Origin of the sequence: Bacillus sp. FJAT-26390, assembly GCF_001682865.1 — a bacterium.
In the GTDB taxonomy this organism is placed as follows: domain Bacteria; phylum Bacillota; class Bacilli; order Paenibacillales; family Paenibacillaceae; genus Pristimantibacillus.
The window spans coordinates 684,229-702,423 of record NZ_MAQX01000001.1; the positions used below are offsets into that span (position 1 = coordinate 684,229).

General features: G+C 48.5%; 15 protein-coding genes and 1 pseudogene. All 16 read left to right on the forward strand.

Features of this window, described 5'->3' with window-relative positions; all coding sequences use genetic code 11:
- Nucleotides 1–138 precede the first annotated feature (138 nt).
- The 16 genes and pseudogenes from A7975_RS03225 to ymfI all read left to right on the forward strand — a co-directional run bounded on the left by A7975_RS03225 (nt 139) and on the right by ymfI (nt 18,161).
- Nucleotides 139–1,137, forward strand: a complete 999-nt coding sequence (locus A7975_RS03225; protein WP_065384101.1) for a polysaccharide deacetylase family protein — start codon at nt 139–141, stop codon at nt 1,135–1,137.
- A 125-nt stretch (nt 1,138–1,262) separates the two neighbouring features.
- Nucleotides 1,263–2,531 carry a M16 family metallopeptidase gene (locus A7975_RS03230; protein ID WP_065384102.1) on the forward strand — a complete coding sequence of 423 codons (1,269 nt, stop codon included), beginning with the start codon at nt 1,263–1,265 and terminating at the stop codon, nt 2,529–2,531.
- Entirely contained in the window at nt 2,512–2,955 is a 444-nt protein-coding gene (gene dut, locus A7975_RS03235) for a dUTP diphosphatase (RefSeq protein ID WP_065384103.1), read from the forward strand. The genes A7975_RS03230 and dut overlap by 20 nt, the downstream gene beginning before the upstream one ends.
- Before the next feature lie 115 nt (nt 2,956–3,070).
- Nucleotides 3,071–3,970: a dipicolinate synthase subunit DpsA gene (gene dpsA, locus A7975_RS03240; protein WP_053375770.1), complete on the forward strand. Its 900-nt coding sequence runs from the start codon at nt 3,071–3,073 to the stop codon at nt 3,968–3,970.
- Nucleotides 3,967–4,557, forward strand: coding sequence for a dipicolinate synthase subunit B (locus A7975_RS03245; protein WP_053375771.1), 591 nt, complete (start codon nt 3,967–3,969; stop codon nt 4,555–4,557). The genes dpsA and A7975_RS03245 overlap by 4 nt, the downstream gene beginning before the upstream one ends.
- A 28-nt stretch (nt 4,558–4,585) precedes the next feature.
- Nucleotides 4,586–5,632, forward strand: a pseudogene (gene asd / locus A7975_RS03250) (aspartate-semialdehyde dehydrogenase).
- 46 nt (nt 5,633–5,678) lie between these two features.
- Nucleotides 5,679–6,893, forward strand: a complete 1,215-nt coding sequence (dapG, locus tag A7975_RS03255; RefSeq protein ID WP_053375773.1) for an aspartate kinase — start codon at nt 5,679–5,681, stop codon at nt 6,891–6,893.
- A 27-nt stretch (nt 6,894–6,920) separates the two neighbouring features.
- Nucleotides 6,921–7,796, forward strand: a complete 876-nt coding sequence (dapA, locus tag A7975_RS03260; RefSeq protein ID WP_065384104.1) for a 4-hydroxy-tetrahydrodipicolinate synthase — start codon at nt 6,921–6,923, stop codon at nt 7,794–7,796.
- Between the two features lie 438 nt (nt 7,797–8,234).
- Nucleotides 8,235–9,914: a ribonuclease J gene (locus tag A7975_RS03270; protein WP_053375776.1), complete on the forward strand. Its 1,680-nt coding sequence runs from the start codon at nt 8,235–8,237 to the stop codon at nt 9,912–9,914.
- A 170-nt stretch (nt 9,915–10,084) separates the two neighbouring features.
- Nucleotides 10,085–10,837 (forward strand): ClpP family protease, encoded by a 753-nt coding sequence (locus A7975_RS03275; protein ID WP_304362762.1) that lies wholly within the window; start codon nt 10,085–10,087, stop codon nt 10,835–10,837.
- Nucleotides 10,834–11,046, forward strand: a complete 213-nt coding sequence (locus A7975_RS03280) for a YlzJ-like family protein (RefSeq protein WP_065384105.1) — start codon at nt 10,834–10,836, stop codon at nt 11,044–11,046. Before A7975_RS03275 ends, A7975_RS03280 begins: the two co-directional genes overlap by 4 nt.
- An 80-nt stretch (nt 11,047–11,126) precedes the next feature.
- The gene (locus A7975_RS03285; protein WP_065384106.1) at nt 11,127–13,802 is read left to right on the forward strand and encodes an FtsK/SpoIIIE family DNA translocase; all 2,676 of its coding nucleotides are present in this window, start codon (nt 11,127–11,129) and stop codon (nt 13,800–13,802) included.
- Between the two features lie 118 nt (nt 13,803–13,920).
- Complete coding sequence (sleB, locus tag A7975_RS03290; protein ID WP_065384107.1) at nt 13,921–14,706, forward strand: spore cortex-lytic enzyme; 786 nt, start codon at nt 13,921–13,923, stop codon at nt 14,704–14,706.
- A gap of 129 nt (nt 14,707–14,835) precedes the next feature.
- Entirely contained in the window at nt 14,836–16,128 is a 1,293-nt protein-coding gene (gene yfmF, locus A7975_RS03295; RefSeq protein WP_065384798.1) for an EF-P 5-aminopentanol modification-associated protein YfmF, read from the forward strand.
- A gap of 3 nt (nt 16,129–16,131) precedes the next feature.
- Nucleotides 16,132–17,418, forward strand: a complete 1,287-nt coding sequence (gene yfmH, locus A7975_RS03300; protein ID WP_065384108.1) for an EF-P 5-aminopentanol modification-associated protein YfmH — start codon at nt 16,132–16,134, stop codon at nt 17,416–17,418.
- A 14-nt stretch (nt 17,419–17,432) separates the two neighbouring features.
- Nucleotides 17,433–18,161, forward strand: a complete 729-nt coding sequence (ymfI, locus tag A7975_RS03305) for an elongation factor P 5-aminopentanone reductase (RefSeq protein WP_483295889.1) — start codon at nt 17,433–17,435, stop codon at nt 18,159–18,161.
- Nucleotides 18,162–18,195 lie beyond the last annotated feature (34 nt).

Below are 18,195 nucleotides of genomic sequence, written 5' to 3' on the forward strand. Positions count from 1 at the left end.
TTTGTTTTTTTAATGGCTGCTTGGATGCATTCGCTACCGCTTGCATAATCTTGTCCCTTTTTTCATAAACATGGATTAACATGCCTCTTTAAGGTCAAGCTTAGAAGGCATGTCAGGCTGTTTATAGGAGTGGGAAATATGACGGTGAGAAAAGCTGCCACGATTGCAGCGAGTATGCTCATGGTGCTTGTATTCGTGAGCATAAATGGTGATGTGTCGCAATATCTTGCCTCATTGAAATATGGCGACGCTAAAGCTGCGTCTGCGGATATAACGTATTCCGCGGAGGAACGCCAAAGACTGCTCACGATTATTTCCGAGGAAGCCGAAAAACGCAAAATCACCCCTGAAGATGCGCGGATTGACCGCGTCTGGAAGGCGATTCCCGGTTATAATGGGGTGGAGGTTGATATAGAGAAAACGCTGGATGCGGCATTGCTTGCGCCTTCCGCAAATGCGATTCCTTATGTCTTCAAGGAAGTAGAGCCGAATATAAAGCTTAACGATCTTGGGCCTCACCCGATCTACAGAGGCAATTCGAATAAAAAAATGATCTCGTTTATGATTAATGTGGCATGGGGCAATGAATACATAGATTCCATATTAAATACGCTTAAACGAGAAAATGTGAAAGCTACTTTTTTTCTGGATGGCAGCTGGCTTAAAAAAAATGCGGACATTGCCAAAAAAATTCAAGCAGACGGACACGAGATGTCCAATCACGCCTATACGCATCCGGATATGAGGGCGCTAAGCAGGCAGGACCAGTACAATCAAATTGCAAAAACCGAGGCGCTGCTGAAATCCACTTTAAACGTCGATAACAAATGGTTCGCTCCGCCGTCCGGCTCCTTTAATCAAGCTACCGTTCAAATCGCAGAGGAGCAGGGACTCAAAACGGTGCTTTGGACGATCGACACGGTTGATTGGCAGAAGCCGCCGGCTGATTCGATTGTTCGCAAAATATCGTCGAAGCTCGAGCCGGGCGCATTAATTTTGATGCATCCGACCGCATCTTCGCGAGACGCGCTTCCAGGCATGATCGCCGCTGCCAAGGCAAAGGGCTATGCGGTCGGAACGGTCAGCGAGACGCTTTCTTCCAAGCGCCTGCCGGCTGCTGTTGAGGGGGCCGACTGATTCTGCTATAGTAAAAACATTCATGTTTAAATACGCATGCAAAAGAAGGTAGTTATGTTCGGCAAAACTTATCATCGAACCGTAATTGATTCGCTTTGCCGTACAGAACATAAGGAGGAATACCGTTGAACAAATATACTCTAAGCAATGGACTGCGTGTTGTTGTTGAATACATTCCGACCGTAAGATCCGTATCGTTTGGGATCTGGGTCAAAACGGGCTCGCGCAATGAGACGCCGGAAAATAACGGGATCTCGCATTTTATCGAACATATGCTGTTCAAAGGGACAGAAAGCCGTACATCGAAGGATATTGCTGATTTATTTGACGGCATTGGCGGCAATGTCAATGCATTTACTTCAAAGGAGTACACCTGCTATTTTGCAAAGGTGCTTGATGAGCATTTGCCGCTTGCTGTGGATGCGCTCTCTGATATGTTTTTCAACTCCCAGCTCGATCCGGAGGAGCTAGCCAAAGAGAAAAACGTGATTCTCGAGGAAATTTCGATGTACGAGGATACGCCGGATGATAAGGTGCATGATGAAGCATCGCGTGCCGCTTTCGGAGATCATCCGTTAGCCTATTCGATTTTGGGGCTTGAGGATCGCTTGACAGCAATGACCTCGGATACGCTTCGCGGATATATGAACGATACGTATACGCTTGAGAATACAGTGATCAGCGTAGCCGGTAATGTAGAAGAGCAAGGCTTGCTCGCTTTATTGGAAAAACATTTTGGAGGCTTTACGAACAGCAAGCCGGCTTCCGCAATCGTTACTCCGCCTACATTCCATGGGGACTATTTGTTCTACAAAAAGAAAACCGAACAAAATCACCTCTGTATCTCATTTCCTGGCTGCTCCATCACCGACTCGCATTTGTATGCTATGATTTTGCTTAATAATGCGCTTGGCGGCGGCATGAGCTCCAGACTGTTCCAAGAAATTCGGGAGAAGCGCGGATTAGCTTATTCCGTGTATTCCTATCATACTTCCTATGCGGATACGGGATTGTTCACGCTGTATGCGGGAACGGCGCCTAAGCAAACGAAAGAAGTGCTCGATTTGACGATGGAGCAGCTAAACGAGCTGTCCGTCAAAGGACTAGGCGAGGATGAGCTGCACCGCGGCAAAGAGCAACTCAAGGGAAGCTTGATTCTTAGCTTGGAGAGCACAAGCAGCAGGATGAATCGTTTAGGCAAAAACGAGCTGATGCTCGGTCAGCATTATACGCTGGATGAGCTTCTAAAACGTATTGATTCTGTAGATATGTCGCATGTTGTTGAAGTGACGAAGCGTATGCTATCCGTACCTTTCTCCGTTGCGATGGTTGGCTCTAACGACAAAGCAGCAGCGCAATTGGGGAGGAATCAGTTTGTATCAAGTACAGTTTAAACGATTAGAAGGCAATGAAGATATCGCAGTGCCGCGCAAAATGTCCGAATGGGCAGCGGGCTTTGATTTGCAGGCTGCCGTAGGCGAGCCTGTCATACTGGCTCCGGGCGAACGCCAGCTTATTCCTACCGGATTTGCTATGGCTATGCCAGGCGAGCTGGAAGCGCAAATTAGACCAAGAAGCGGGCTTGCATATAAGCATGGCATAACCTGCTTGAACTCGCCTGGAACGATTGATGCGGACTACCGCGGTGAAGTTAAGGTGCTTCTTATTAATTTGGGACAGCAGCCCTTTACGATTACACGCGGAGAGCGGATCGCTCAAATGGTGTTCCAGCTGGTACCGGCTGTTACGATTGTAGAAGCGGCAGAATTGCCAGAAACGGTGCGAGGCGCAGGCGGCTTTGGCCACACAGGCGTATAGCAATAATAGAAACGAAAAGATCGGGCATTTGCCCGATCTTTTTTTCTTTTTCACCCCGCTCTGGGCGCAAGCATAAGATGATCATGAGCTATTAGCAAGAAAGGAGTGAAGCTTAATGCTAACAGGCATTCAAGTGCTGTTGCTTGGCGGCGATGCAAGGCAGCTTGAGGTCATACGTAAGCTGACGGAGCTTGATGCTGCCGTTACGGTCTCAGGCTTCGACGGACTACATTCGTCATTAGACGGCGCTGTGCAGGCGGAGTTCGAAGAACAGTTGTTTGAAAATGTCGATGCGCTGCTGCTGCCGGCGGTAGGCACCGATGATCAAGGTCTAATCCACGCTGTCTTCAGCGACCGTCAAATGCAGCTGACAGATAGCCATATGGCAAAGCTGCCAAAGCACTGCACCGTTTATACGGGAATGGCCAAACCTTATTTGCGCCAGCTATGCGAGCAGCAATCACTATCGCTCGTTGAGCTATTCGACCGTGATGATGTCGCTATTTACAATTCGATACCGACAGCGGAAGGCGCGCTAATGATGGCGATTCAGAATACGGATATTACGATTCACGGTTCGTCCTCCATGGTGCTCGGATTCGGCAGAACCGGCTTCACGATGGCGCGCACGCTTCAAGGTTTAGGGTCAAAAGTGAAGGTTGGCGTAAGGCGTTCGGAGCAGTTTGCAAGGGCTTCGGAAATGGGGTTTGAGCCTTTCTACATCAGTGGTTTGTTGCAGCATGTGAGCAATATTGACTTGCTTTTTAATACAATTCCGACTATGATAGTCACAGCACAAATTATCGCAAATTTACCTTCGCGGGCCGTAATAATCGACCTCGCATCGAAGCCTGGCGGCACTGATTTCCGCTTTGCTGAGAAGCGGGGAATCAAAGCGATGCTCGCACCCGGACTACCCGGTATCGTCGCACCCAAAACAGCTGGACGTATCATGGCGGATTGCTTAACACAGTTGATTTTGGACGATTTGATTAAGCGGGGGAATGGGATATGAATTGGTCTGGTATTACAGTAGGATATGCTTTATCTGGATCGCACTGTACGTTTGCTGAGGTTATGCCTGAAATTAAGCGGTTCGTCGATGCGGGTGCCAATGTGGTGCCGATCGTTTCAAATACGCTTATGACCACGGATACTAGATTCGGAAAGTCCGAGGATTGGCAAGCGCAGCTTAAGGCGATTACAGGCAATGAGCTTATATCAACGATTGTGCAGGCAGAGCCCCTTGGGCCTTCCAAGCTGCTTGACGTTCTAGTCATAGCGCCTTGCACAGGCAACACAACGAGCAGATTGGCAAATGCGATCACGGATAGCGCAGTGCTTATGGCTGCCAAGGCGCAAATGCGTAACGGTCGTCCGCTTGTGCTTGCTATTTCAACTAACGATGGACTTGGTTTAAATGCCGCTAACATAGCGAAGCTTCTAGTGGCTAAACATATTTATTTCGTGCCGTTCGGCCAAGATAACCCTGTGCAAAAGCCTAATTCGCTGGTTGCCAGAATGGATTTAGTCTTGGAAGCATGCGAAGCGGCCCTTCAAGGCAAACAGCTGCAGCCTCTGCTTGTCGAACGTCATTCATGACACACGTTTGAGGGGGAGACGACAACAAATGTCGAATCAGAAGTCGTTTAATGTTGCTGTAGTCGGAGCAACAGGCGCAGTAGGAGAACAAATACTCAAATTACTCGATTCCAGAAACTTCCCTATTAAAGAGCTCAAGCTGTTATCGTCTGCTCGTTCGGCAGGCACAAAATTGGCGTTCAAGGGCCAAGAACTGACGGTAGAGGAAGCAACGCCGGATAGCTTTAAGGGCATTGAGATTGCTTTGTTCAGCGCCGGCGGCGACGTAACGAAGGCACTTGCTCCCCATGCGGTCGAGCATGGCGCCATTTGTATCGATAATACGAATGCGTACCGTATGGATGAGAACACACCCCTCGTCGTTCCCGAGGTGAATATCGAGAAGGTTAGCGAGCATAAGGGCATAATCGCTAACCCGAATTGTTCGACTATTCAGATGGTTGCAGCGCTTAAGCCGCTTCAAGACCGTTATGGCATTTCCCGTATTATCGTTTCCACGTAGCAAGCTGTGTCAGGTGCAGGAAGCCGGGCAATCGATGAAATGCTGCGTCAAACGCAAGCCGTGCTTAGCGGTGATGAGGTAAATCCTGCCATTCTTCCGGTAGGGGCTTTGCCTGTCAAGCATCAAATCGCGTTTAATGCGATTCCACAAATCGACAAATTCCAAGAGAATGGCTATACGCTCGAGGAAATGAAAATGGTCCGCGAGACCAAAAAAATTATGGGTGACGAATCCATTCAGGTTACCGCTACTTGCGTACGTATCCCTGTCGTTTACGGTCACTCGGAATCTCTGTATGTTGAGCTTAAAAACGACTACGATTTGGAAGAGGTTAAGCAGCTGCTGGCAGACGCGCCGGGCATTACGCTCGTTGATGATCCTGCTAATCAGCAGTACCCGCTTGCGACTGATGCTGCCGGCAAGCCGGATGTATTCGTCGGTCGCTTGAGACGCGATCTTGGCTTCGAACGCGGACTTAATATGTGGATCGTCTCAGACAACCTACTCAAAGGCGCAGCATGGAATGCTGTACAAATCGCAGAGCATATCGCAGCAGGTTCATTTATTAAGTAAGGGTATCGGCTGCTCCTTCTTGGGATCGATCACGGAGGATAATTATATGCGCATCCTGATTCAAAAATTCGGGGGCACCTCTCTATCAACCGATCATGCCAGAGAACACGTTATCCATCACATTAGCAGAGAACGCAGTAATGGCTTCGCTGTTGTCGTTGTTGTATCGGCAATGGGTCGAAAGGGTGATCCATATGCCACGGATACGCTGCTTCAGCTTATTCGTGACAATGGCGACAGATTGCCGGCTCGCGAGCGGGATATGCTGTTAGGCTGCGGAGAAATTATTTCCGCAGCCGCTTTATGCAGCTTACTCATCGCAAGCGGCATACCTTCCGTCGTTTTAACCGGCGGACAGGCGGGCATGATTACTGACGAGCAATATGGGCAAGCCCGAATTAAAGAAATTCGTCCAGATAAGGTCATAAGCCATTTACATGCAGGCACGGTCGTTATTGTGACAGGCTTTCAAGGAAGCACGGCGCATGGCGATACGACTACGCTTGGCCGCGGCGGAAGCGATACATCTGCGACTGCCCTTGGCGCTGCGCTGCGCGCTGAAATGGTTGATATCTATACAGACGTAAATGGCATATTGACAGCAGATCCGCGCATTGTCGAAGAGGCAAAGCCGCTTCCTGTCGTCAGCTACGCTGAAATTTGCAACATGGCAAGGCAAGGAGCCAAGGTGATACATCCCCGTGCGGTTGAGATTGCTCAGCAAGCTCGCATACCGCTGCGAGTGCGTTCTACCTTTTCTAACGAAACAGGCACGCTTGTAACTGATTCGGCCGAGCTAAGGGCAGCTCTATCCGTTAAGGATCGGCATGTCACAGGCATTGCTCATGTTTCTGGCATCACTCAAATATCGGTCAAGGCGATCGAAGGCCGAAATGATGTGCAGCTTCAAGTATTCCAATCGATGGCTAAGCATCGCATTAGCGTCGACTTTATTAATGTAACGCCTAGCGGCGCAATTTATACCGTATTTGATCATGATGCTGAACGTGCGGTCGATGTGTTGAAGGAGGGAGGATTTGCTCCTTCAGCCATAAACGGCTGTGCTAAAGTATCCGTAATCGGCGGTGGAATGAATGGAGAACCTGGCGTTATGGCGCGTATCGTGGAAGCGCTGACGGAACAAGGGATTTCCATCATGCAATCGGCCGATTCCAATACAACGATATGGGTGCTCGTACGTGAAGCGGATATGGCGGAGGCACTGCGTTCTCTCCACGCAAAGTTCGAGCTTCATCGATAGAGAGCAACACTTTTGGGAGGAATTCAGATGGAATTTGGAAGATTAATTACCGCAATGGTAACCCCATTCGATGCGGACGGTCACATTGATTGGCAAACGACTGGCCAATTGATTGATTATTTGATTGAGGATCAGCAAAGCGATAGTCTTGTCGTTTCAGGCACTACTGGCGAATCGCCTACGCTGTCCGATGAAGAGAAGTTAGAGCTGTTCCGATTTGCTGTTAAGCATGCGAATGGTCGTTGCAAAATTATTGCAGGTACAGGGAGCAATAACACGGCCCATTCCATCCATTTGACAAAAGAGGCAGAAGCTGCGGGTGTTGATGCCGTATTGCTTGTTGCTCCTTACTACAACCGTCCTAACCAAGAGGGACTATTCCAGCATTTTAAGGCTATTGCGGAAGCAACCGCTTTGCCTGTCATTTTGTACAACGTTGAGGGTCGCACTGGTGTGAACCTTTCTGTAGAAACGACGCTTCGTTTAGCACAAATCGACAACGTTGTCGCTACTAAGGATTGTGCATCTACCGATCAATTGACGCAAATTATTAGCGGGGCACCGGCTGATTTTAAAGTGTATACCGGTGATGACAGCGCGACTCTGCCTGCTCTGGCGATTGGCGGATATGGCACGATAAGCGTAGCAAGCCATATTATCGGAGCCGAAATGAAAGAGCTGATCCAAGCATACACAAGCGGCAACGTTCAGGAAGCTGCACGTATGAATGGACGCTTATTTCCGATTTTCAAAGGTTTATTCCAATGTCCTCATCCTGTTCCTAATCCTGTTGCAGTAAAATATGCACTTGGTTTAAAAGCATTTTCCGTAGGCGGAGTAAGGCTCCCGCTTGTTACAGTGAATGAGGCTGAAGCCGCATTCTTACGCAATTTGCTCGTATAAATAGACGTTTTCTTTGATTGCAGCCGGTGCGTCCAGCATCGGTTTTATTTTTTTGGGAAGCATATTGGAAAATAGCTTTATCGGGTTTCACTTGTATTCCAGCTTTTTCTTCATGTATAATGATTGCAAGTGACTGGGTGCGGCAAATATTTGGAAATGAACTTAACGTCAGAGCGGCATCTGACGATAACAGGGCATAGGTTTAAAAAGGTTCGGCTTCACTACACCAGGTGGGACTGTACGAAGCTATTCTGCTTTTCCATATTCAGACCATACTTACGAAGCCTATTCGCTTCGCAACAATTAAATATTACGAAGCTTTTCTGCTTCGCAAAATTTCACAAACATGTTCACGAAGCCTTTGTGCTTCGCAAAAATTTAAGAAAATGATTACGAAGCAAAAGCTGCTTCGCAAAATTTTAAGGAGGAAAGATACACTTGTCTAAGAAGAACAACCAGGATAAACTGCTCATTTTTGCACTAGGCGGAGTAGGCGAAATCGGAAAAAATATGTATGTCATTCAATATAACAACGACATTGTAGTTGTTGACTCAGGCTTGAAGTTTCCAGAAGAGGACATGCTCGGTATAGATATCGTCATACCGGATATTTCATACTTAACGGAAAATCGCGACAAAGTTCGCGGCATCATTATTACTCATGGTCACGAGGATCACATCGGCGGACTGCCATATGTATTGAAGAGCTTAAATGTTCCTTTATATGCAACTAAACTAACACTCGGACTTATTGAAGGCAAATTGAAGGAAGCGGGTTTGCTTGGAGAAACTAAACGTATTCTCATCAACGCAGACAGCGAAATTCAGCTAGGCACCATCCGTGCTTCCTTCTTTAGAACAAACCACAGTATTCCTGATTCCGTTGGCGTCAGCTTGGATACACCGGAAGGCACTGTCGTTCATACGGGTGACTTTAAATTCGATCATACGCCGGTTAACGAGCAATTCGCTGATTTGCAGCGTATCGCTGAAATCGGGAAACGCGGCGTTTTGGCGTTATTGTCGGATAGTACAAATGCAGAACGTCCTGGATACACGCCGTCTGAAGCTCAGGTAGGCGATAATCTTGAAGATATATTCCGGAAATCGTCACAGCGCGTCGTTGTTGCGACATTCGCATCGAACGTACACCGGATTCAACAAATTATTAATGCTGCAATCGCTACAAAACGCAAAATCGCTGTTGTAGGCCGCAGCATGGTGAACGTAGTTGGCATCGCTTCCGATCTTGGTTACTTGAACATTCCGGAAGGCATGATCATTGAACCGGAGGAAGTTAACAAATTGGCTGCGGATCGCGTTGTCATTTTGTGTACAGGCAGTCAAGGCGAGCCAATGTCAGCACTTACACGCATGGCGCGCTCTACTCACCGCAAGGTGGACATCTTGCCAGGCGATACGGTTATCATCGCTGCAACGCCGATTCCAGGCAACGAGAGATATGTTGGACGTACGGTTGATGAATTATTCCGTTTAGGCGCAAACGTGATTTACGGAAACGGCTCGGTATCGGGCGTACACGTATCCGGTCACGGCAGCCAAGAAGAATTGAAACTTATGCTTAACCTGATTAAGCCTAAATACTTTATTCCGATTCACGGTGAATACCGTATGCTTCGCCAGCACGCGAAGCTTGGTGAAGCAATCGGAATCGAGCGCGAAAACATTTTCGTAATTGATAACGGTGACACTGTAGAATTCCAAAACGGCAGCGGCCGCAAGGGTTCTAAAGTACAAGCTGGCAACGTATTGATCGACGGTTTGGGTGTAGGCGATGTTGGTAACATCGTACTTCGTGACCGTAAGCTGTTATCGCAAGATGGCATCTTGGTTGTCGTAGTTACGCTTAGCAAGCAAGATGGCGCCATCTTGTCTGGTCCAGACATCATTTCTCGCGGTTTCGTATATGTTCGTGAATCCGAGGGCTTGCTGGATGAAGCAAACCGCATCGTAACTTCAACGCTTACGCGCCTGATGAACGATAAAGTCAACGAATGGGCATCACTCAAAACAAATGTGAAGGATGCGCTTGGTCGCTTTTTGTACGAGCAAACTCGCCGTCGCCCAATGATTTTGCCAATCATTATGGAAGTATAATCAAATACATCAATAAACGAAGAGGATCGTTTGTCCATTCCGCATTTGCCGCGGCGGAGACAAACGGTTCTCTTTTTTGTGCTCTATATCGATTCGTGACTGTATTTGTATAAATTCGACGTCAGACCCCATACTATGACGAGCATTATTTCATTAGAGGGGGATTGTACATGAGTTGGCAAATGCAAACGGATATTACTTCAGAGCAGCAGGAACCAAGTGCAGATGAGAAAAGAAAGGCGAATGCTGTCGTCGACACAATACAGCAGCTTGGCCAGACCGCGACACCTGCGCTTAATGAGTCGAACATATTTTGCATGACGATTATTGGGCAGGTAGAGGGTCACTTAGTTCTGCCGCCGCAAAACAAAACGACCAAATACGAGCATCTTATTCCGCAATTAGTAGCGGCCGAACAAAATAATAAAATCGAAGGCGTCTTTATCGTCTTGAATACGGTAGGCGGCGACGTGGAAGCGGGACTAGCCATTGCCGAAATGATCTCATCCCTATCAAAGCCGACGGTGACGCTCGTTCTGGGCGGCGGGCATTCCATCGGCGTTCCGATCGCAGTAGCGGGCGATATGTCGTTTATTGCGGAAACGGCGACGATGACGATTCATCCGATTAGATTAAACGGTTTAGTCATCGGAGTACCGCAAACCTTCGAATATTTGGATAAAATGCAGGAGCGTGTCGTACGGTTTGTCACCTCGCATTCCAACGTGTCGGAGCATATCTTTAAAGAGCTGATGTTCAAAACGGGCGAGCTTACAAGGGATATCGGAACGACGGTCATTGGCTCCGATGCGGTAAAGCATGGGTTGATTGATGCGGTAGGCGGCCTCGGTGAGGCGTTAAGGGAGCTGAACCAACGGATTGAGGCATGGAAACGCGGAAGACTTGAGGTGGGCAGCGTATGACCATTTATACGAATATGCCGCTCGAATTGGTGCTGGAGGGATTTCATGATGAAGCGGAAAATTTGCAGGAGGTTTGGTCAAACGGCGTAAAGATGCAGGTTTTGCCGGTTGCGCCGGGCATGGGGAAGATCGTCCGCCTTATCGAGTGCAGCTTGGATGATTATTTGAAGCCAAGCTTAATGCCGGGGACGATTGTTCATTACAAGTAACAGCAAACAGATGTTCGTACGAATGTCTCATAGGAACATTTGCCCACCTATGGTATAATCTTTTACCAGAGGTGACGGAATTGGCAAAGAAAAAGAGACGAAAAAAAACAATTGGCACAAACTTAAAATACGAAGTATACGGCATATTGCTTATTACAATCTCCATCATTGCATTGTCAGGTGAAGCGGCTGTCGGGCGCTCGTTATCCAAGCTATTTGGGCTTGTGCTCGGCAAGTTTTATTTTGTGCTTGCTTTAATTGGCATCGTAATTGGACTGGCTGTCATGATCAAACGGGCTTGGCCAAAGGGTTGGACGAATAGACGCACTGGCTTGTTTATTTTAGTGCTCGCTTTCACGCTGATGAGCTCCATATCGGAAATTGATCAAAAGCTGGGCCCTACGGTCGATTTGACTGGCACGGAGATTTTTAGGCAGCTAAGCAGCGATTTGCAGCTATCATTAATTAGTGTTCCAGCAGCCAACGATTTACCGATTAGAGACAAGGAAATAAGCGGCGGCTACGTCGGAGCTATTCAATATTCGTTATTTTTCTCCTTGTTTGGCTACTATGGCGCGAAGCTGATCATGTTCGTCATGTTCGCGATTTCCATTATGCTCATGACAGGCAAGTCCTATGTGGAATTAGGAAGGCTGGCAAGCAGCAGGGGAACCCGAATGTTCAAGCTGCTAAGCGCAAAATGGGCGAAACGGACAGCAAGGCGCGCTTCTGCCGTTGCTGCTTCGAGTGCCAGCCAAACGGATATCGACGATGATGACGATACGATTGATGATGACCATGACGGTTACGTTGCAGCTCCCCCAAAAAAGAGAAAATCTTTATTTTTCTCATGGCGGCAAAACAACAATGCCGAGGAGCAAAGCGAGAAAGACGACGAGCAGGATGAATGGGTATTCGAGCCAAACAGCCTTGAAGCGCGTTCAAACAGCAAGCCTGCTTGGCAAAATGATTTTGAGCCGCCATGGGAGAAATCCGGCGAAGACTTACATACAGAGCCGCTAAATACGCTCTCCGGGCAAGAGCAAGCTGTACCTTGGGTTGAGACTCAGACCGGTCTAGTGATCGATCCTGAGCTTCCTGACGCTCCTGAAGAGGAAGAATGGAGAGGGCCGTGGCCAGTTCAGGAGCTTGCCGCTCCAGAAGCGCCCGAGCCCGATGATTCCGATGAAGATGAGCTTGAGGATGAATCGGTGCTGCAAGTTTCAGAGCTGCCAGCTACTGCCGCTGCCGAAGCATCAGAGGCGCTCATTGATGATGAAAGCGGTTCGCAGCCTGTTCCAAAACGTCCGATTGTGGAAGCCAGCACGGTGAAGCCATATCTGCTGCCGCCATTTTCGCTGCTTACGAAACCTAATTTACTAGGCAAAAACGCAGACGCAACCGACATGTACGATTCGCGCAGAAAGCTGGAGGCAACGCTTGAGAGCTTTGGCGTAAAGGCTAAAGTGCTGGATGTCGTAAGAGGCCCGGCAGTTACGCGTTATGAGGTTCAGCCTGCTACCGGAGTAAAAGTAAGCCGCATCGTTGGGCTAACGGATGATATTGCGCTTGCATTAGCGGCAAAGGATATCCGGATGGAAGCGCCGATTCCAGGGAAATCGGCAATCGGGATTGAAGTGCCGAATATGGAAGTATCGGTCGTTACGATGCGCGAGGTCATGGAAACAGCTACGTTCCAAAATGCCGCATCCAAATTGTCCATTGCATTCGGTCGTGACATTTCCGGTCAGACGATTGTCGGCAATTTGGCGAAAATGCCCCATTTGCTTGTTGCAGGTGCTACGGGTTCAGGCAAATCGGTTTGTATTAACGGAATTATTACGAGTATTTTGTACAAAGCTGCTCCCGACGAAGTGAAATTTCTTATGATCGATCCAAAGATGGTTGAGCTTAACGTATACAACGGCATTCCGCATTTGCTAGCACCCGTTGTAACAAATCCGAAGCGCGCTTCGCTTGCGTTGAAGAAAATCGTCGTGGAGATGGAAAGCCGCTATGAGCTGTTCTCTAAATCTGCAACCCGCAACATTGAAGGCTACAACACGTTGATGGCTGACAATCCGGCCGCCGTGCTCCCTTACATCGTCGTAATTGTGGACGAGCTTGCCGATTTGATGATGGTTGCCGCAAATGACGTGGAGGATTCAATCGCGAGGCTTGCCCAAATGGCGCGTGCTGCGGGTATCCATCTCATCATTGCGACGCAGCGCCCGTCAGTAGATGTCATTACGGGCGTCATCAAAGCGAATATTCCGTCTAGGATTGCGTTCGGCGTATCCTCGCAGGTCGATTCCCGGACCATCTTGGATATGGTAGGGGCGGAGAAGCTGCTCGGCCGAGGGGATATGTTATTCTTACCCGTTGGCATGTCCAAGCCTATAAGGGTTCAGGGTGCTTTTTTATCCGATCAGGAAGTCGAAACGCTCGTCAATTACGCGCGTGGCCAAGCTGAAGCGGAATACAAAGAAGACCTGGTGCCAGAGGTCGAGGAAGAATCGGCAGAGGGCAACGAAGCGGTGGATGAGCTTTACGATCAGGCGGTACAAATTATTTTGGAAGCGAAGCAAGCGTCTGTATCGCTATTGCAGCGTCGCATGCGGATTGGTTATACGAGAGCTGCAAGGCTGATCGACCAGATGGAGGCTCGCTCTATTGTAGGTCCTTACGAGGGAAGCAAGCCTAGGGAAGTGCTCATTACGATGGATGAATTTCAAGCGGGCAGAGTCAGCTCGTAAATGTTCATGATTTGGGGTAGCAGGATAAAATGCATAGAAGAGGGATGAATTTCTCATACTAAAGTTAGGTAACGCTACCTTAAGCGAACTAACTTGCAAGAGAAAGGCAGATCCCAACATGAGAAATCGTTTAATTTTGGTGACCTCGATTATCGTGCTGCTGTTGTTCGGCTCCTTTTCGTTATTGCGCGGAGAGCATAACGAAGCAACGGAGACGTTCAGCAACGCTACCCTAACGGTAGGCTCCTCTGGTCAGGACGTCTATGAATTGCAAGGTCGACTCAAGCATCTCGGTTATTTCAAGGGCACGATAGACGGAAAGTTTGGCTCCGCTACTAAAAACGCGGTAACTTGGTTTCAGTGGAAGTTTGGTCTCAAGTCGGACGGCGTTGTCGGAGCGAAAACAAAGCTAAAGCTTTGGGAAGCTTCGAAAAGCTGGAAGCCGACAGCAGCAGCTCCTCCGGCTTCTAATTCCGGCACAGGCGGCAAAGAGACGTCGACTTCGACCGGAAAAAATCCAAATGTTGCACAGTCCAATCGTCTTGGCTTGACCGATAACGATTTGCAGATGATGGCTAATGCCGTTTACGGCGAAGCGCGCGGCGAGTCTTATGAGGGACAAGTTGCCGTAGCGGCTGTTATTCTAAACCGTCTGAAATCACAAAGCTTTCCGAACACCATTTATGGCGTTATCTTTCAGCCAGGCGCTTTCACGGCGGTTGCTGACGGACAAATTTGGCTGACGCCAAATGCCAGAGCGAGAGATGCGGTGGAGGATGCAATCAACGGCTGGGATCCAACCGGCGGATGCATTTACTACTTCAATCCGGAGACAGCGACTTCCAAATGGATTTGGACTCGGACTCAAATTAAGACGATCGGCAAGCACATTTTCTGTATGTAACTATACGTTTTGCAAGAAAGGAAGCAGCCGTTACTGCCTAGCGCAGCAGTGGTTGCTTCTTCCATTTCCTATAGGTTAGAATGGTATAGTGATTTGTCAATTGGAATAGATTTACTCTATAACGCGCCGATGAAAGGAGCAAACCGAGTGACCCAATTCGAAAGAGGTCAGCTGCAGCGCATTCGCCTGCATGTGCTGCCTACAAAACGATTTAAAACGTTTGCCATTTCCTTATTTGCGGGACTTACCCTTGATGAAGCAACGGTAACGCCGGTTGCGCTCATTCCCTTCGTACTTAGAAGAGGCACAGCTAATTTGCCTGAAACGATTGCTTTCCGTGAGAAGCTTGACGATTTATATGGCGCAGGCTTTGGGTTTGACGTATATAAAAGAGGCGATTCCCAAATCGTCCAATTCCGCATGGATGTGATCAATGACGAATTTGTCTCATCCAATACCTCGCTTCTTGCGGAATCGCTTCACTTCTTAGGCGATGTGCTTACCGATCCGCTGCTCGACAATAACGGCTTCCATCATAAATATGTGGATGCAGAAAAAACGACGCTCAAGAAGCGGCTAGAGGCAATCGTGAACGATAAAATCCGATACGCAGCTGAGCGCTGCTTGGAGGAAATGTGCGCGGATGAGCCTTACCGCTTGCATCCGCTTGGCAAATTGTCAGAGATTGACGCCATAACGCCTTCCGCTTTGTATGAGCATTACGAACAATGGCTCAATAACGCCGCGCTCGACTTGTATGTCGTTGGCGATACGACGCTTGAGGAAGTGACTCAGCTCGTTACCAAAACTTTCAAGCTTAAAGCCGGAACGCCATCGGCTTATTCCGTTCCTGACGTTCAGCATACGGTTAAAGAAGTGAAAATGGTAACCGAGAAGATGGAAGTCAGCCAAGGGAAGCTGAATCTGGGACTGCGTACTGGGGTCGGCTATAGCGATGATGCTTATCCAGCCGCATTAATGTATAACGGCATTTTGGGCGGATATCCGCATTCGAAGCTTTTCTTGAACGTTCGTGAAAAGGAAAGCCTTGCGTATTACGCCGCGTCAAGGCTGGATGGACATAAAGGGCTTTGCACGATTCAATCGGGGATCGAATTTGCCAATTACGATCGTGCAGTCGCGATTATTCAGGAGCAGCTTGAGAGCATGCGCCAAGGACAGCTGTCGGAGCTCGAGATGAGCCAGACGAAAGCGATGATCTCCAATCATCTCCGCGAGCTTCAGGATTCCGCCTATGAAATGATCGCATACGACTTTAATAGCGTGCTGACCGGGAAAGAGCGAAGCCCAGAGCAGCTGCTTGAACAGGTTCAGGCGGTTACCGCAGAGGACATCGTGAAGGTTGCGGAGCGCGTGCAGCTCGATACGATATACTTTTTGCGTGATCGAAAGGAGGCATAACCGATGCAAACCCTCAGCTATCCAAATGTTCAGGAAACGTTGTACCGTGAAGTGCTAGATAACGGGCTTGAAGTTATCGTGCTTCCTAAGGAAGGCTTCAATAAAACATATGCGACCTTTTCAACGAAGTATGGCTCGGTAGACAACCGTTTTGCGGTCGGCAATCAGCCTCCTGTCAAGGTGCCTGACGGCATAGCGCATTTCTTGGAGCACAAAATGTTCGAGGAGCCTACGGGAGATATATTTGCCGTATTTGCCTCGCAAGGCGCCTCCGCGAACGCTTTTACAAGCTTCGATAGAACCGTCTATTTGTTTTCGGCAACGGAGCAGATTAACGCGAATTTGGAGACTTTAATCAACTTTGTGCAAAATCCTTATTTTACAGACGCCAATGTAGAGAAGGAAAAAGGCATTATCGAGCAGGAAATTAATATGTACCGCGATAACCCGGATTGGAGAGTGTATTTCGGCTTGATTGATGCGCTTTACCATGAGCATCCGGTTCATATCGATATTGCCGGTACGGTGGAATCCATTAGGCAAATCGATAAGGAAACGCTATACCGGTGCTATGAAACGTTTTATCACCCTTCAAACATGATTTTGTTTGTCGTTGGCGGGGTGAAAGCGGAGGAAGTGTTCCAGCTAGTGCGGGACAACCAAAACAGTAAATCTTTTGAGCCTCAGGGACCGATCGAGCGGTTTTTTGAAAAAGAGCCGGAAGCCGCCAAGATATCCCGCAAGGTGACGGAGCTTCCCGTATCGCAGCCGAAATGCATGCTTGGCTTCAAAGAAAAACACACAGGACTGACAGGCGAAGCTCTTCTTCGCCAAGAGGTGACGACCAAGCTGATGCTGGAAGCGCTCATTGGACCAAGCTCGAAGCTTTATCAGCAGCTTTATGAGAATGACCTGATTTCGGACTCCTTTGGCCACGAATACAATTCGAGCACGGGTTACGCATTCTCCGTCATCGGAGGAGATACGCCAAATCCGGATGAGCTGATTAAGCAAATACGCGCAGCCGTAGAAGGCATTTTAGCCATAGGTATTGAACCAACGGCATTTGAGAGAGCCAAACGCAAAAAAATCGGCGGATATTTACGAATGCTAAACTCCCCAGAAGCAATTGCCGGTGAATTTACGAGATACCGTTTCCGTGACAGCGATATGTTCGATGTGCTGGATTTTTATGAAAAATGCACGCTTGAAGAGGTTAATGACCGGCTCCGCGAGCATTTTGACTTTGACCAGCTATCCGTATCGATTGTGGAACAGCCTACAAAATGAAGACGCTCCAACAAATGACGGTGTTGATAACCGGGGGAAGCCGCGGCATCGGGGCAGCCATTGCCAAACGATTTGCAGCCGAGGGAGTCAATATTGTCATTCATTATTTGCAATCGCATGAGACTGCTAACGAAACGGCTCGAACCTGCATGGCTCTTGGCGCGAACGTGTTAACGATCTCTGCCGATCTGCGTTCCAAGGAACAGCTTGAGCGGATGCGGGAGAAGCTGGAGAGCCATAATATGCTTCCGGATATATTAGTCAACAACGGAGGCATTTCTCATTACGGCATGCTGATGGATGTGACTGAAGAAGAATGGGATGATGTCATGTCCGTCAATCTGAAGGGTATGTTTCTTTGCTCGCAGCTGTTCATGCCGAATATGATTGCCCAGCGTTACGGCCGTATCATAAATGTTTCTTCCATCTGGGGAATGTCCGGCGCATCGTGCGAAGTGCTTTATTCAACAACCAAGGGCGGTATGAACGCATTTACGAAGGCGCTGGCCAAAGAGCTGGCGCCAACGGGCGTTACGGTAAATGCGGTTGCGCCAGGTGCGGTCGATACCGAGATGATGGATAGCTTCAATGCGGAGGAGAAAGCAGCGATACAGCAGGAAATACCGGTTGGACGATTTGGTTCTACGGAAGAAATCGCTTCGCTCGTGTATTTTCTGGCGCTGCCGGAATCCTCGTATATTACAGGTCAAGTCATCAGCCCCAATGGCGGCTGGCATACGTAGCAGACGACCTGCTATTTTTAGAAGACAAGCCTCT

Coding starts and splice junctions, on each gene's coding strand:
- A7975_RS03275 (WP_304362762.1), top strand. CDS start 10,085: ATGAGTTGGCAAATGCAAACGGATATTACTTCAGAGCAGCAGGAACCA.
- A7975_RS03280 (WP_065384105.1), top strand. CDS start 10,834: ATGACCATTTATACGAATATGCCGCTCGAATTGGTGCTGGAGGGATTT.
- dapA (WP_065384104.1), top strand. CDS start 6,921: ATGGAATTTGGAAGATTAATTACCGCAATGGTAACCCCATTCGATGCG.
- dapG (WP_053375773.1), top strand. CDS start 5,679: ATGCGCATCCTGATTCAAAAATTCGGGGGCACCTCTCTATCAACCGAT.
- sleB (WP_065384107.1), top strand. CDS start 13,921: ATGAGAAATCGTTTAATTTTGGTGACCTCGATTATCGTGCTGCTGTTG.
- ymfI (WP_483295889.1), top strand. CDS start 17,433: ATGACGGTGTTGATAACCGGGGGAAGCCGCGGCATCGGGGCAGCCATT.
- yfmH (WP_065384108.1), top strand. CDS start 16,132: ATGCAAACCCTCAGCTATCCAAATGTTCAGGAAACGTTGTACCGTGAA.
- yfmF (WP_065384798.1), top strand. CDS start 14,836: ATGAAAGGAGCAAACCGAGTGACCCAATTCGAAAGAGGTCAGCTGCAG.
- A7975_RS03225 (WP_065384101.1), top strand. CDS start 139: ATGACGGTGAGAAAAGCTGCCACGATTGCAGCGAGTATGCTCATGGTG.
- A7975_RS03245 (WP_053375771.1), top strand. CDS start 3,967: ATGAATTGGTCTGGTATTACAGTAGGATATGCTTTATCTGGATCGCAC.
- dpsA (WP_053375770.1), top strand. CDS start 3,071: ATGCTAACAGGCATTCAAGTGCTGTTGCTTGGCGGCGATGCAAGGCAG.